The sequence below is a fragment of the Clostridium sp. J1101437_171009_A5 genome (genome assembly GCF_015547905.1).
GTDB lineage: Bacteria > Bacillota > Clostridia > Oscillospirales > Oscillospiraceae > Pseudoflavonifractor_A > Pseudoflavonifractor_A gallinarum.
This window is the reverse complement of the sequence record NZ_JADMVY010000009.1, coordinates 1-13644: the sequence shown is the minus strand read 5'-3', so window position 1 is coordinate 13644 and position 13644 is coordinate 1. Positions and strand designations below refer to the sequence as shown.

Here is a 13644-nt window from a genome sequence, read left to right as displayed (position 1 = left end):
GGAATCCCTGGGGGAGGGGCGACCCTCCTCCGGGGGAAGAATAAAGGAGAACCACATGGCAGAAGAGAAACAGCACAGCTCCTGCGGGAGCACGTTCAAGACCATGATCGGCGGTCAGGCTCTGATCGAGGGGATCATGATGATGGGGCCGGAGAAAAAGGCCGTCGTGGTGCGCAAGCCGGATGGAACGCTGGAGGAACAGGTCAGCGACCGGGTGCTCATCAAGGATAAGTATCCCATTCTGGGCCTTCCTCTGCTGCGGGGGGTCTTTAACTTTGGCTCCTCTATGGCCAACGGGGTCAAGGCCCTGATGTTTTCAGCGGAATTCTACGGGGACGAGGAAGAGGAGGAAGAGCCCTCCAAATTCGAACAGTGGCTGGAGCGCCGGCTGGGCAGTGAGGCCATGTACTCCATGATCGTGACGTTGGCCGTGATCCTGGGCATGGCCTTCTCGGTGGGCCTCTTCATCCTGCTGCCCACCGCGGTGGTGGGCGGGCTGGGCCTTCTGGTCCAGGACATGCCCATGTGGGTGCGCAACGTGCTGGAGGGCGTGGTGCGCGTCATCATCTTTGTGGGCTATCTGGTGCTGTGCTCCAAGACCAAGGACATCCACCGGGTGTTCCAGTACCACGGCGCGGAGCACAAGACCATCTTCTGCTATGAGGCCGGCCTCCCCCTGACGGTGGAGAACGTGCGCAAGCAGCCCCGCCACCATCCCCGGTGCGGGACCAGCTTCCTCTTTGTGGTCATCGTGGTGGCCATTCTGCTCTCCAGCTTTGTGTTCTCCTTTGTGGAGGTGACCAATGTCTTTGCGCGGATGGGGATTCATCTGCTCCTGCTGCCGGTGGTGGTGAGTCTGACCTATGAGATCAACCGCCTGGTGGGCCGGTATGACAACGCCCTGACCCGGGTCATGACCGCCCCCGGGCTGTGGCTCCAGAACTACACCACCTTTGAGCCGGATGACAGTATGATCGAGGTGGGCATCCGCTCGCTGGAGCTGGTGCTGCCCAGCGAAAAGGGAAAGGACGCCTGGTAAGGTGTCTCAGCATGTCGAAATACTTCGACATGCTTCTCAAAAATGCAAGCATTTTTTCGAGGGGATGCAGGCCGCTGCGCGCACTCGCTGGCGCTCGCACACTTGCGGCCTGAGAAGAGTGTTTTCCGACGTACACGCCGCCGGAAAACACGATTTAACTCTCTTCCGCCGTCTGCGGACGGCGGAACTCTGCGAGGCTGCATCAAACATCGCAGAAGTATGTCTTATCGATGGCCTGGAACGCCTGGTAAGGCGTCCTGCCAAAGTCCGGGCACTGGGTGCCCGAGAAAATGTGTGTTGTAAAATTTGATCGTGTGAGGGTGATTTGATGGCGACCACCTATAATAATCTATACCTGGACGCCAGACATCAGTTGAAGAGCGCGGGCGTGGAATCGGCCCAGCTGGAGGCCCGGGAGATCGTCTGCGCTGCGGCGGGAAAAAGCCGGGACCAGTTCTACCGGGACCTGATGCTCTACGCCTCTGACCAGGTGGAGGAGAAAACGGCCGAGCTGCTGCGCCGCCGCCTGGCGGGGGAGCCGGTGGCCTATCTGGTGGGGGAGTGGGAGTTCTACGGCCTGCCTATGGAGGTCTCTCCGGAGGTGCTCATCCCCCGGATGGACACCGAGGTGCTGGCCGAGCAGGCCATTCTGCGTGCCCGGGCCGCCGGAGAGGGGGCGCGGGTCCTGGACCTGTGCGCCGGAAGCGGCTGTGTGGGGCTGGCGGTAGCCGCCAACGTGCCCGGATGCCGGGCGGTTTTGGCGGATGTGTCCGAGGGGGCACTGCGCATCTGCAAGCAGAACGTGCGCCGCAACGACCTCAACGCCCGGGTGACCTGCATCCAGGCCGATGCCCGGGAGGTTCCGCCCCCTGCCCTCTGGGACTTTGACGTGATCGCCAGCAATCCGCCCTACATCCCCAGCTGGGAGATCGAGGGCCTGGACCCGTCTGTGCGGGACTACGAGCCCCGGCTGGCCCTGGACGGAGGCGCGGATGGATTGGATTTCTACCGCCTCATCGCCCGCAACTGGAAGAGCGCCCTGCGCCTGGGCGGCACCCTGCTCTTTGAGGTGGGGATGGGTCAGGACACCCAGGTGGCCGCCATCCTGGCCCAGGAGGGCTATCAGGATATTTGCACCTATCCGGATACCCAGGGGATCCAGCGTGTGGTGGGCGGCGTGGTCCCACTGTTGGATGAGTCCGGTTTATTGGACTGAGACTGTGGGATAATGGAACCAGAACAGGGGGAGAGAAACCCCGCAAATCTGGTGAAGGAGGCCGGCGCGTCCCGCCGGCTGGAAAGGATGATACAAAACCATGGCAGATAAGAAGAAACCCATCGAGTCGGCCGCGCCGGCTTCCGATAAGAAGAAGGCCCTGGAGACCTGTCTGGCCAATATTGAGAAGACCTACGGAAAGGGCACCGTCATGCGTCTGGGGGAGAACTCCCACGTGGTGGTGGAGGCCATTCCCACCGGCTCCCTGGCGCTGGACCTGGCCCTGGGCATCGGCGGCGTGCCCAAGGGACGCATCATCGAGGTGTACGGCCCCGAGTCCTCCGGTAAGACCACCCTGGCCCTGCACATCGTGGCCGAGGCCCAGAAGCGGGGGGGCGAGGTGGCCTTCATCGACGCCGAGCATGCCCTGGACCCCACCTATGCCCGGGCTCTGGGCGTGGACATCGACTCCATGCTCATCTCCCAGCCCGACACCGGTGAGCAGGGGCTGGAGATCTGTGAGGCCCTGGTCCGCTCCGGCGCCATCGACGTGGTGGTGGTGGACTCGGTGGCCGCGCTGACCCCCCGGGCCGAGATCGAGGGCGACATGGGCGACTCCCACGTGGGCCTGCTGGCCCGGCTCATGAGCCAGGCTCTGCGCAAGCTGGCCGGCTCCATCGCCAAGACCAACTGCATCGTCATCTTCATCAACCAGCTCCGGGAAAAGGTGGGCGTGGTCTACGGCAACCCCGAGGTCACCACCGGCGGCCGGGCCCTGAAGTTCTACGCCTCGGTGCGCATGGATGTGCGCCGGGTGGAGTCCCTCAAGAACGGCTCCGAGATCATCGGTAACCGCACCCGGGTCAAGATCGTAAAGAACAAGGTGGCCCCGCCCTTCCGGGAGGCCGAGTTCGACATCATGTACGGCGAGGGCATCTCCAAGGTGGGCGAGCTGGTGGACCTGGGCGTCAAGCTGGACATCATCCAGAAGTCCGGCTCCTGGTTCTCCATGGGCGAGATGCGCCTGGGCCAGGGCAAGGATTCCGTCAAGCAGTACTTGAAGGACAATCCGGAGGAGGCCGAGCGCATCGAGGCCGAGATCCGCAAGAACGCCTACAAGCTCATGCCCAGCCAGGGCCGCGCCGCGGCCAAGGCGGCGGGCCGGGCCGTGGACGTGAGCGCCGACGACTTTGATGACGGCGAGGATGGGGCCGACGCAGAATGAAACTGCTGAAGCTGGCCCCCTCCCAGCGGGTGCAGGGGCGGTGGCTCCTCCATCTGGAGGACGGCTCCCTGCTGCGCGTGGGAGAGAATGAGGTGGTCTCCTTCGGCCTCTATGCGGGCATGGAGCTCTCCGGGGAGCGGCTGGAGGAGCTGCGCGCCGCCGCCGCCCTGGGGGAACTGAAGGAGCGGGCCATCAGCGCACTCTCCCTGCGTCCCCTCTCCCGGAGAGAGCTGGTGCAGAAGCTCACCGCCCGCCCCCGGCCCACCCGGGACGGGAAGGAGCGGAAGGAAAAAGCGGCGGCCGACCCGGCGGCGGCCGAAGCGGTAGCCGACTGGCTGGAGGAGCTGGGCTATCTCAACGACGCCGAGTACGCCAAGAGCGTGGTGCGCCACTACTCTGCCAAGGGTTATGGGGAGCGAAAGCTCCGGGACGAGCTCTACCGCCGGGGCGTGCCCCGGGACTGCTGGGAGGAGGCCCTGGCCGAGGCCCAGGACCCGGAAGACGAGATCGACCAGTTCATCCGCCGGAAGATGCGGGGGGAGGACCCCCGGGACCCCAGGGCCCTCAAGCGCACCTCCGACGCCCTGGCCCGCCGGGGCTACCGGTGGGAGGAGATCAAGGAGGGGCTGGAGCGCTACGGCGCGGCACAGGATGACGAATAAATCCGCCGGGGCCATTTTGTGGTTGACTTTTGCGGCATATCGTGTAAACTTTCCTAGTATGGACCGGCTGGAGAATCCCTGTTTTCCTCCGGTCCAGAACCATGACGTTATGGAATTGGGGAGGAATCTCATTGAAGCAATATAAAGTGGCCTTTGTGTCCCTGGGCTGTGCCAAGAACCTGGTGAACACCGAGCAGATGATGGCCCTGTGCCGGGAGGCCGGGTATGAGATCACCGGCGAGCCCGCCGGGGCCGATGTGGCGGTGCTCAACACCTGCGGCTTTATCGAGTCGGCCAAGAGCGAGGCCATCGACAACATCCTGGAGCTGGCCCGGCTCAAGGACGAGGGGAAGCTGAAAAAACTCCTGGTGGCCGGATGTCTCACCCAGCGCTACCGGGAGGAGATCAAGGAGGAGCTGCCCGAGGTGGACGGTATGCTGGGCACCGGCAGCTACACCGACGTGGTCTCCGCTGTGGAGGAGCTGATGGCAGGGGAGCATCCCGAGCACTTCGGCGACATCCACCGCACCTATGAGGACGGGGAGCGCATCGTCACCACCGCCCCCTATACCGCCTTTTTGAAGATCGCCGAGGGGTGCAGCAACGGCTGTGCCTTCTGCATCATCCCCAAGCTCCGGGGCCGCTACCGCAGCCGTACCATGGAATCTCTGCTCCACGAGGCGGAGGAGCTGGCCGAGCGGGGTGTGAAGGAGCTCATCGTCATTGCCCAGGACATCACCCGCTACGGTCTGGACCTGGAGGACGGGAGCAACCTCTCCAAGCTGCTCAAGGAGTTGTGCAAGCTGCCCTTCCGCTGGATCCGGCTCCACTACCTCTACCCCGAGGCGGTGACCGACGAGCTCATCGAGACCATCGCCAGCGAGCGGAAGATCCTGCACTATCTGGATATTCCCATCCAGCACTGCAACGACGCCATTCTCTCGGCTATGCGGCGGCGCACCACCAAGGCCGAGCTCATCGCCCTCTTTGATAAGCTCCGCGCGGCTATGCCCGACGTGGTCATCCGCACCTCCCTCATCTGCGGCCTGCCTGGGGAGACCGACGAGGCCTTTGAGGAGCTGTGCGACTTCCTGCGGGAGCAGAAGCTCCAGCGGGCGGGCGTGTTCCAGTACTCCCGGGAGGAGGGAACCCTGGCCGCCCGGATGGAGGACCAGGTGGACGACGACGTGGCCCGCCGCCGGGTAGAGCTGGTGGTGGACCTCCAGTCCCGGGTGATGGACGAGTGGAACGAGAGCCGCCTGGGCGAGACGGTGGAGGTCCTCTGCGAGGGCTTTGACACCCAGGAGGGCTGCTATGTGGGCCGGACCTGGGCCGATTCTCCGGAGATCGACGGCCGGGTGCTCTTTACCGCGGGCGGCGTGATCCCCGCGGGTGAATTTGTCTACGTACGCCTGACCGGGGTCTCGGACGGAGACCTCACCGGCGAGATCGAGGAGTGATGGCCATGAATACCGCAAACAAGCTGACCATGCTGCGGATCCTGATGATCCCGGTCTTTCTGGTGGTGCTGTACCTGGATTTCCCCTATAATCGCTATGTGGCCCTTGCCGTGTTTATCGTGGCCAGCGCCACCGACTTTGTGGACGGGCATATCGCCCGCAGCCGGGGACTGATCACCGATTTCGGCAAGTTCATGGACCCGCTGGCCGACAAGATGCTGGTCATGGCGGCCATGCTGTGGTTTGTGGAGGTGGGCCGGATGCCGGCCTGGGCCCTCCTCATCGTAGTGGTGCGGGAGTTTGCCGTGAGCGGCCTGCGCCTCATCGCGGTGGATAACGGCCGGGTCATTGCGGCGGCCTGGTCGGGCAAGGTCAAGACGGCCTCCACCATGGTGGGTATCTGCCTGATGCTGCTGCCGGTGCCCCACATGGTGGATGTGATCGTGACGGCGGTCATCGTCATCACCACCGTCTACTCCGGCGTGGAGTACTTTGTGAAGAACAAGGACGTCATCGACTGGAGCCATATGTAATGAAAAATCCCGGAGTTTGAATGAACTCCGGGATTTTTGCGTGTCGAAAAGTTCGACACGCTTCTCAAAAATGCAAGCATTTTTTCGAGGGGATGCAGGCCTCTGCGCGCATGGCCCGAAGGGCCACACACTTGCGGCCTGAGCGGAGTGTTTTCCGACGTATACGCCGCCGGAAAACACGATTAGACTTTATTCCGCCGTCTGCGGACGGCGGAACTCTGCGAGGCATTTGCGGCAAGGATTGCAAAAGAATACTGGATAAACACATGAAACACCCCGGAGCTCCAATCGAACTCCGGGGTGTTTTATCAAACGAAGTCGGGAGAAGGGGCTTAGACCCGCTTCCACTTGGTGCCTTCCTTGGTGTCGATGAGCTCGATGCCCCGGGCCTTGAGTTCATCCCGGATGCGGTCGGCCTCGGCCCAGTTCTTGTCCTTCTTGGCCTGAGTGCGGGCGGCCACCAGAGCGTCGATCTCGGGGTCGGACTCCGCGCTCTCCTCCGCCTGGGGGGCGGCGGCCTTGGCGGCCCGGTCCAGGAGGCCCAGGCTCAGCACCTGGTCAAACTCGTCCAGCAGGACCCGCTTGGCGCGGTCGCTGATCTTGGCCTTCAGCACGTCGTAGAGGACGGTCACACCCATGGAGGTGTTCAGGTCGTTGTCCATGGCGGAGCGGAAGGAGGCGCGCAGCTCGTCCATGGCGGCCTGGTCCAGTTCACCCTCGTCCTTCAGGGCGGCGACACGGGCGATGAGCTTGTCATAGGCGGTGCGGGCGTTGTCCAGGTTTTCCCAGGAAAAGACCAGGCCCTTCCGGTAGTGGGACTGGAGGCAGAAGAAGCGGTAGACCATGGGGTCGTACCCCTTCTCCTCCAGCAGGGAGACCGTGAGGAACTCGCCCTTGGACTTGCTCATCTTTCCGCTGGTGGTGTTGAGGTGGTGGACATGGAACCACTGGGGGCACCAGGGATGGCCCAGATAGGCCTCGGACTGGGCGATCTCGTTGGTGTGGTGGGGGAAGGCGTTGTCGATGCCGCCGCAGTGGAGGTCCAGATACTCGCCGTTGTACTTCATGGAGATGCCGGAACACTCGATGTGCCAGCCGGGATAGCCCACGCCCCAGGGAGAGTCCCACTTGAGGGCCTGGTCCTCGAACTTGGACTTGGTGAACCAGAGGACGAAGTCGGCCTTGTTGCGCTTGTTCTGGTCCTCCTCCACGCTGTCCCGGACGCCCACGGCCAGGTCCTCCTCGTCGTGGTCGTTGAAGACGTAGTACTGCTGGAGTTTGGAGGTGTCGAAGTAGACGTTGCCCCCGGCCAGGTAGGCATAGCCCTTCTCGATGAGGCCGGAGACGATCTGGATATACTCCTCGATGCAGCCGGTGGCGGGCTGGACCACGTCGGGGCGCTTGATGTGGAGCTTCTCACAGTCGGAGAAGAAAGCGTCGGTGTAGAACTGGGCGATCTCCATGACGGTCTTGTGCTCCCGCTTGGCGCCCTTGAGCATCTTGTCCTCGCCGGTGTCGGCGTCGGAGGCCAGATGGCCCACGTCGGTGATGTTCATGACCCGGTTGACGTCATAGCCGGCATAGCGGAGGTACTTTTCCAGCACGTCCTCCATGATATAGCTGCGCAGGTTGCCGATGTGGGCGAAGTGGTATACGGTGGGGCCGCAGGTGTACATCTCCACCTTGCCGGGGGTATGGGTCTTGAAGTCGTCCTTGGTACGGGTGAGAGAGTTGTAGAGCTTCATATTGACATTCCTTTCTCCGGTAAATAGATCTTACAGATTGCCCTGCCGGGACTGCTCATCCAGCAGCATTTCGATGAATTCCAGCCGGGAGCTGAGGGCCTGCAGCTCCTTCTGGACCGGGTCGGTGATGTGGATCTGGTCCACACTGGTGGTGTAATCCACCTTTTCCCCGGCAATGCGCACCACCCGGGCGGGCACGCCCACGGCTGTGGCGTTGGGGGGGATCTCCTTGAGCACCACCGCGTTGGAGGCGATGCGAGCATTGTCGCCCACGGTAAAGGGGCCAAGTACCTTGGCCCCGCTGGAGACCATCACGTTGTTGCCCAGAGTGGGGTGGCGCTTGCCGTGGTCCTTTCCGGTGCCGCCCAGGGTGACGCCGTGGTAGATCAGGCAGTCGTCGCCCACCTCGGCGGTCTCACCGATGACGATACCCATGCCGTGGTCGATGACGAAGCGGCGGCCGATCTTGGCGCCGGGGTGGATCTCAATGCCGGTCCAGAAGCGGCTCCACTGGGAGACCAGCCGGGCCAGAAATTTCAGACCATGACAGTACAGAAAGTGGGCCAGCCGGTGGTATAGGATAGCGTGGACGCCGGGATAGAGCAAAAAGATCTCCAGTTTGCTCCGGGCTGCCGGGTCCCGGGCCTGATAGGCCGCCAAAGTCTCGCCGAGACGTGTCATGTTATCCCTCCTGTCAGATGATGAGAGGACCGTAAGAATGAAAAAACGCCCCTTATGCCCACATGGGCACAAGAGGCGGCGTCTCCGTCGCGGTTCCACTCTTGCATTTGCTCACAGCCGGTCCAGCAACCGGCCCGGCCGGTAACGGCGGCCTGCCGGGGGCCATTACGCCCCGCGCTCCCGGGCGCACTTCACATCCTCCGCCGTGGACACGCTTTCAGCCGATGACGCGTCCTCTCTGTCCGTCCGGTCAGGATGCTACTCTTCCCGTTCTTCACGCTCTTCTTGGTTCATTATATTATCATGCCCCCGGCGGGGTGTCAAGGGGGAGACAGGGAAGGCAAGTTGTGCTATACTGGGAAAAACCGAGAACGGAGGAGGAGTCGCTATGGCGCTGGTCCCGTGTCCCCTGTGCGGGAAGGAGATTTCGGAGTACGCCGTCAGCTGCCCGGGCTGCGGAGAGCCCATCCCCCACTATGCCCTTCTGGTGCTGGATGACCGGGAGGACTGGTTCGTGCTGCTGACCTATGTGTCCGAGTGGAAGGGCTGCACCCGGGAGGAGGCGGAGCAGTGGATCTGCGCGCCTTGTGTGCTCCGGCGGGGCATGACCTGGGCGGAGGCCCAGGAGGCGGCGCTGGACCTGTCGGGCTGCACGGTGCAGATCCTCCCCGAGGAGGAGGCCGATCAGCTCTGCCAGACCGCGCTGCTGCGCCGGACCCGGAAGCAGGAGGAAAAGCCCCACCCGCTCACCTTCTGGGAGACGGTCAAGGCGGTCATGCTGGGAGGCTTCCTGCTCTGGCTGATCCTGATGCTGCTCGGCGGGCTCTTTTTCGGATAGGAGGAGAAAAATATGGCGTTGATGCATTGCCCGGAGTGCGGGCGGGAAATTTCCGATCAGGCGTCGGCCTGTCCCGGATGTGGGCTGCCGACGGCGGTGGATTACGACGTGCTGGTGGTACGGGTCCTGGAGGAGTCGGCGGCAGTGAGCCAGCTCCGGAAGGTACAGAGTCAAATGAAGGAGGAGGGGATCCGCCGGGAGCTGAAGACCCTCCCCGCCCTGCTGGCCACCGAGTGCAGCCATGCGGAGTTTGAGGAGCTCCGGCGCAAGCTGCCCGCGCTGCACCTGCGTCTTGTGCCGGGCGGGACCGGCCAGGCGGCGGTGAAACGGACCGCCGTGGGGACGCTGAGCCGGGGCGAGCTCTTCTGGCTGCTGACGGCGGGGAGCGCCACGGGTATTTTCCTCGTCTGGCTGCTCTTCCTCCTGCTCTCTCAACTGCTGTAAGGGCCGGACAAACAAAGCGTCCGCCGTTCCGATCACTGGGAATGGCGGACGCTTTGTTCGTTTGGTTAGGCCTGGGGGGCGACCTCCACGGAGACGGTGTATCCGTCCAGTCCGGGGAGCGCGGAGAGAAGTCCCTCCACAGCCTCCTCCGCCCGCTGGGCAGCGGCAGTGAGCAGGCCGTTTTCGATGGCCTTGTTTTCGAGAGCCGACTTCTGGTCGGCGGTGAAGCCGGTGTAATCGGTGATCTCGATGGGGTTGAAGATGTTGTGGGTCTGGTCAAAGACCTCGATGCTCTCCTCGTCGATCTCGTGGGAGAGGATGGCCGGAGCGGGGAGGGAGATGGAGATCTTCTCTCCCTGGACCTGGATCTCCACGTCGGAGAGGTCCACGCCCGCCTTGATGAGGCCGTCATAGGCCACGATAAAGCTCTTGGTGGTAAAGGGGACCTTCCAGCCGTAGAAATCCACTTGGTTTTCGAACTTGCCCATATTGGTATAGTGGTACTCCACCGTGGACAGCTCCCGGATGCTGGAGAGCTGCTGGCCCAGCAGCTCGCTGGTGATGACGGGGGCGGCATCCCGGTGAGTCAGTACGGCGCCCAGCACGAAGGACACTGCCAGCGCGGCCAGCAGAGCCGCGATCAGGGCCAGTTTGGTCTTGAGCCGGAGCTTCCGGCGGACGGGACGCTCGGTCGAATCCTGTACCGGCATATGCATTTCTCCTTTCCTCTGTCATGATAACGGATACCATCATAGCGAAACGGAACGAAAAAAGCAAGAAGTGTCGGCACTTTGAGAGAATTTGTCACTCTTTTGTAAGAATCCCAGGGAAGTGGGGCGGTGCGGTCAGCCCTTCAGCCCCTCCAGGGCGGACTGGGCCAGCAGAGCCGCGCCCAGGGGGAGGGCATCGTCATCCGTCCGGAAATGCTCATTGTGCCAGCAGGGATTGTGCTGTCCGGGGAAGCCGGTGCCCAGCCAGTAGAAGAAGGCGGGGACATCCTGACCGAAGACGGCGAAGTCCTCCGAGCCCATATCGCCCCGGGGCTGGACGATGTTCTCCGCACCCAGGATGGCGCAGGCGGCCCGGCGGGCCAGGGCGGTCATCTCGGGTTTGTTGTCGGTCACCGGGACCTCGGGGATGAAGCGCACCTCACACTTGCACTGATAGGAGGCCGCGATCCCCTCGGCCAGGGCCTTGAGGCGGTTCTGGGTCTGCTCGATCACGGCGTCGGAGTGGGCGCGCACGTCGCCGGTCATGGTCAGAGTCTCAGGCACGAAGTTCTCCGGCGTGCCCGCGTTGATGGAGAAGACCGCGCACACCAGGGGCTCCTGGGGGTCGGTGTTGCGGCTGACGATAGTCTGGATGCCGTTGACGATGGCGGCCCCGGCCACGATGACGTCCACACACTTGTGGGGAGAGCCGCAGTGGCCGGTCACGCCGGTGAGGGTGATGACAAAGTGGGACTTGCCGGACATGACGGCCCCGGGGATCACGCCCACCTGGCCGCAGGGGATCTCGGGGCGGGTGTGCAGGCCGAAAAGCCGCTCGGGGCGCTGGGGCAGCTTGTCCCAGAGGCCGTGGCGGATCATGGCCGCGGCACCCTGGGTGATCTCCTCCGCGGGCTGGAAGAGGAAGACCACATTGCCGCACAGCTCTTCCCGCCGTTCGGCCAGGAGCTGGGCGGCGCCCAGCAGACAAGTGGTGTGAAAGTCGTGACCGCAGGCGTGCATGACGCCGGGGCACTCGGAGACCACGCCGTTGTCGGCGGGCTCCTGCTGCTCAATGGCGTCGATGTCAGCCCGGAGAGCCACGGTGGGGCCGCTCTGGCCGCCCCGGAGGAGGCCGACCGCGCCGGTCTCCATACCCAGATCGATCAGCTCGATCCCCAGCTGGGTAAGGCGCTCCCGGATGATACCGGTGGTGCGCCGCTCTTCAAAGGAGAGCTCCGGATGGCGGTGAATGTCGTCCTTGATGGCTTTGAGCGTGGGGGAGAGTTCCTGCGCACGGGAGAGAAGTTCGGACATAAAAAAGACCTGCCTTTCCAACAGACGGAATATCAGATGGGGGAAACCGAAAAATAGTTTCCTACGCAACCTCTTTCTTGCGGAGCGGGGCAGAACGTACTATAATAACAAAGTGTCATGTCCGCGGACCGAGGTGCGATGGGTTCCGTAGACACTATAATACGATGGTTTGGCTTTTTCAAGTGGCAAACCTCCAGAAGTGGAGGAGATTCAAACGCAGCAGTCCAAAAATGATTTTTCCAAGGGGAGCATCCCCCGCAACATCCTGAGTCTGGCCCTGCCCATGACGGCGGCCCAGCTCATCAACATCCTATATAATATTGTAGACCGCATGTACATCGGGCGGATCCCGGGGGAGGGGCGGCTTGCCCTGACCGGCCTGGGTCTGTGCCTGCCCATTATCTCGATCCTGATCGGCTTTGCCAACCTCTGCGGCATGGGGGGCGCGCCCCTGTGCGCCATCCACCGGGGGAAGGGGGAGGATGAGGAGGCGGAGGCTATTTTGGGCAACTCCTTTGCGCTGTTGCTGCTCTTCGGCGCAGTGCTCACGGCCCTGTGCCTTTTGTTCCGGGAGCCAATCCTCTACCTGTTCGGGGCCAGTGACGTGACCTTTCCCTACGCGGAGGAGTATCTGACCGTCTACCTGCTGGGCACCATCTGCGTGATGATCGGCCTGGGGATGAATCCCTTCATCAACTCCCAGGGATTTGGACGGATCGGGATGGGTACCGTGGCGCTGGGCGCACTGGTCAACATCGTGCTGGACCCCATCTTCATCTTTGTGTTCCATATGGGCGTGCGGGGCGCTGCTCTGGCCACCGTGCTCTCCCAGACCTGCTCGGCGGTGTGGGTGATGCTCTTTCTCACTGGGAAAAAGACGCTGCTCCGGCTGCGCTGGTCCGCTTTCCGCCTCAAGGGCGAGCGGGTGGCACGGATCCTCAGCCTGGGAGTATCCGGCTTTATGATGTCCATGACCAACAGCCTGGTGCAGGTCCTGTGCAACGCCACCCTCCAGCAGTACGGCGGCGATCTCTACGTGGGTGTGATGACGGTCATCAACTCCATCCGGGAGGTCATCACCATGCCCATCACGGGGCTGACCAACGGCAGCCAGCCGGTGCTGGGCTACAACTACGGCGCCCGGGAGTACGGGAGAGTGCGGGAGGGCATCCGCTTCTCCGTGCAGGTGACCATGGCCTATTCCGTGGTGATCTGGCTGGTGACACTGGCCATCCCGGAGCTGCTGATCCGGCTCTTCAACGACGACCCGGCCCTCATCGCCGCCGGTGTCCCGGCCTTTCGGATCTACTATGCCACCTTCGCGTTCATGTCCTTCCAGATGATCGGACAGTCCATTTTTGTGGGGCTGGGGCGGTCGAAAAACGCCATCTTCTTCTCCCTGCTCCGCAAGGCCTTTATCGTGGCGCCCCTGACCGTGATCCTGCCGGCCTGGTTTGGCATGGGGGTGAACGGCGTCTTCCTGGCGGAGCCCATCTCCAACGTGGTGGGCGGCTTGGCCTGCATTCTCACTATGTATTTTACGGTATACCGCCGTCTGGAGTTTCAGTAAATAGTTCTCCGGCTCCGCTCTCGGTTGAGGGCGGAGCCGGAAAAAAGTTTTTCGGAAAAGAGAAAAAAGAGTTGACAAACGAAGAAGAAGCAGATATAATATTCTACGTTGAGTCGCCGGACCGGCGGCGCGGCAAGTGAATATGGGGGTATAGCTCAGCTGGGAGAGCGCTTGAATGGCATTCAAGAGGTCAGCGGTTCGATCCCG

The 13644-nt window shown here is 62.8% G+C and carries 13 protein-coding genes; 9 read left to right on the top strand and 4 right to left on the bottom strand.

Annotated features, from left to right (window positions below; genetic code table 11):
• Positions 1-55: 55 nt before the first annotated feature.
• The 6 genes from I2C21_RS12135 (at position 56) to pgsA (ending at position 6135) form a co-directional block, all read left to right on the top strand.
• Positions 56-1039 (top strand): DUF1385 domain-containing protein, encoded by a 984-nt coding sequence (locus tag I2C21_RS12135; RefSeq protein WP_180956691.1) that lies wholly within the window; start codon positions 56-58, stop codon positions 1037-1039.
• Between the two features lie 328 nt (positions 1040-1367).
• Positions 1368-2255: a peptide chain release factor N(5)-glutamine methyltransferase gene (gene prmC, locus I2C21_RS12130; protein ID WP_101691232.1), complete on the top strand. Its 888-nt coding sequence runs from the start codon at positions 1368-1370 to the stop codon at positions 2253-2255.
• Between the two features lie 100 nt (positions 2256-2355).
• Positions 2356-3480 (top strand): recombinase RecA, encoded by a 1125-nt coding sequence (gene recA, locus I2C21_RS12125; RefSeq protein ID WP_101691233.1) that lies wholly within the window; start codon positions 2356-2358, stop codon positions 3478-3480.
• A complete protein-coding gene (locus I2C21_RS12120) occupies positions 3477-4142 on the top strand; it encodes a regulatory protein RecX (protein WP_195279389.1) in 666 nt (221 codons plus the stop codon). Before recA ends, I2C21_RS12120 begins: the two co-directional genes overlap by 4 nt.
• 101 nt (positions 4143-4243) lie before the next feature.
• The gene (gene rimO, locus I2C21_RS12115) at positions 4244-5602 is read left to right on the top strand and encodes a 30S ribosomal protein S12 methylthiotransferase RimO (protein ID WP_101691235.1); all 1359 of its coding nucleotides are present in this window, start codon (positions 4244-4246) and stop codon (positions 5600-5602) included.
• Positions 5603-5607: 5 nt separating this feature from the next.
• Entirely contained in the window at positions 5608-6135 is a 528-nt protein-coding gene (pgsA, locus tag I2C21_RS12110) for a CDP-diacylglycerol--glycerol-3-phosphate 3-phosphatidyltransferase (protein ID WP_101691236.1), read from the top strand.
• A gap of 332 nt (positions 6136-6467) precedes the next feature.
• Here the strand turns inward: pgsA and cysS are convergent, their stop codons facing one another.
• Together cysS and cysE are read right to left on the bottom strand one after the other, a co-directional pair.
• Positions 6468-7880 carry a cysteine--tRNA ligase gene (gene cysS / locus I2C21_RS12105; RefSeq protein WP_101691237.1) on the bottom strand — a complete coding sequence of 471 codons (1413 nt, stop codon included), beginning with the start codon at positions 7878-7880 and terminating at the stop codon, positions 6468-6470.
• A gap of 30 nt (positions 7881-7910) precedes the next feature.
• Positions 7911-8561 (bottom strand): serine O-acetyltransferase, encoded by a 651-nt coding sequence (cysE, locus tag I2C21_RS12100; RefSeq protein WP_101691238.1) that lies wholly within the window; start codon positions 8559-8561, stop codon positions 7911-7913.
• 388 nt (positions 8562-8949) lie between these two features.
• Between cysE and I2C21_RS12095 the strand changes: the two genes are divergently transcribed.
• Positions 8950-9399, top strand: a complete 450-nt coding sequence (locus I2C21_RS12095) for a zinc-ribbon domain-containing protein (protein WP_101691239.1) — start codon at positions 8950-8952, stop codon at positions 9397-9399.
• Between the two features lie 12 nt (positions 9400-9411).
• Entirely contained in the window at positions 9412-9843 is a 432-nt protein-coding gene (locus tag I2C21_RS12090) for a zinc ribbon domain-containing protein (RefSeq protein ID WP_195279388.1), read from the top strand.
• A gap of 65 nt (positions 9844-9908) precedes the next feature.
• On the opposite strand, the gene I2C21_RS12085 is transcribed toward I2C21_RS12090, so the two are convergent.
• On the bottom strand, positions 9909-10553 hold the full coding sequence (locus I2C21_RS12085) for a DUF4230 domain-containing protein (RefSeq protein ID WP_180956692.1): 645 nt from the start codon (positions 10551-10553) through the stop codon (positions 9909-9911).
• A gap of 135 nt (positions 10554-10688) precedes the next feature.
• Positions 10689-11867 (bottom strand): M20 family metallopeptidase, encoded by a 1179-nt coding sequence (locus I2C21_RS12080; RefSeq protein WP_193537049.1) that lies wholly within the window; start codon positions 11865-11867, stop codon positions 10689-10691.
• Between the two features lie 283 nt (positions 11868-12150).
• Between I2C21_RS12080 and I2C21_RS12075 the strand changes: the two genes are divergently transcribed.
• Complete coding sequence (locus I2C21_RS12075; RefSeq protein ID WP_195279440.1) at positions 12151-13437, top strand: MATE family efflux transporter; 1287 nt, start codon at positions 12151-12153, stop codon at positions 13435-13437.
• Positions 13438-13644: the final 207 nt, after the last annotated feature.

Bases quoted from the DNA above. Each gene is read 5' to 3' on its own strand.
- I2C21_RS12135 (WP_180956691.1), top strand. From the start codon at position 56: ATGGCAGAAGAGAAACAGCACAGCTCCTGCGGGAGCACGTTCAAGACC.
- prmC (WP_101691232.1), top strand. From the start codon at position 1,368: ATGGCGACCACCTATAATAATCTATACCTGGACGCCAGACATCAGTTG.
- recA (WP_101691233.1), top strand. From the start codon at position 2,356: ATGGCAGATAAGAAGAAACCCATCGAGTCGGCCGCGCCGGCTTCCGAT.
- I2C21_RS12120 (WP_195279389.1), top strand. From the start codon at position 3,477: ATGAAACTGCTGAAGCTGGCCCCCTCCCAGCGGGTGCAGGGGCGGTGG.
- rimO (WP_101691235.1), top strand. From the start codon at position 4,244: ATGACGTTATGGAATTGGGGAGGAATCTCATTGAAGCAATATAAAGTG.
- pgsA (WP_101691236.1), top strand. From the start codon at position 5,608: ATGAATACCGCAAACAAGCTGACCATGCTGCGGATCCTGATGATCCCG.
- cysS (WP_101691237.1), bottom strand. From the start codon at position 7,880: ATGAAGCTCTACAACTCTCTCACCCGTACCAAGGACGACTTCAAGACC.
- cysE (WP_101691238.1), bottom strand. From the start codon at position 8,561: ATGACACGTCTCGGCGAGACTTTGGCGGCCTATCAGGCCCGGGACCCG.
- I2C21_RS12095 (WP_101691239.1), top strand. From the start codon at position 8,950: ATGGCGCTGGTCCCGTGTCCCCTGTGCGGGAAGGAGATTTCGGAGTAC.
- I2C21_RS12090 (WP_195279388.1), top strand. From the start codon at position 9,412: ATGGCGTTGATGCATTGCCCGGAGTGCGGGCGGGAAATTTCCGATCAG.
- I2C21_RS12085 (WP_180956692.1), bottom strand. From the start codon at position 10,553: ATGCCGGTACAGGATTCGACCGAGCGTCCCGTCCGCCGGAAGCTCCGG.
- I2C21_RS12080 (WP_193537049.1), bottom strand. From the start codon at position 11,867: ATGTCCGAACTTCTCTCCCGTGCGCAGGAACTCTCCCCCACGCTCAAA.
- I2C21_RS12075 (WP_195279440.1), top strand. From the start codon at position 12,151: ATGACGGCGGCCCAGCTCATCAACATCCTATATAATATTGTAGACCGC.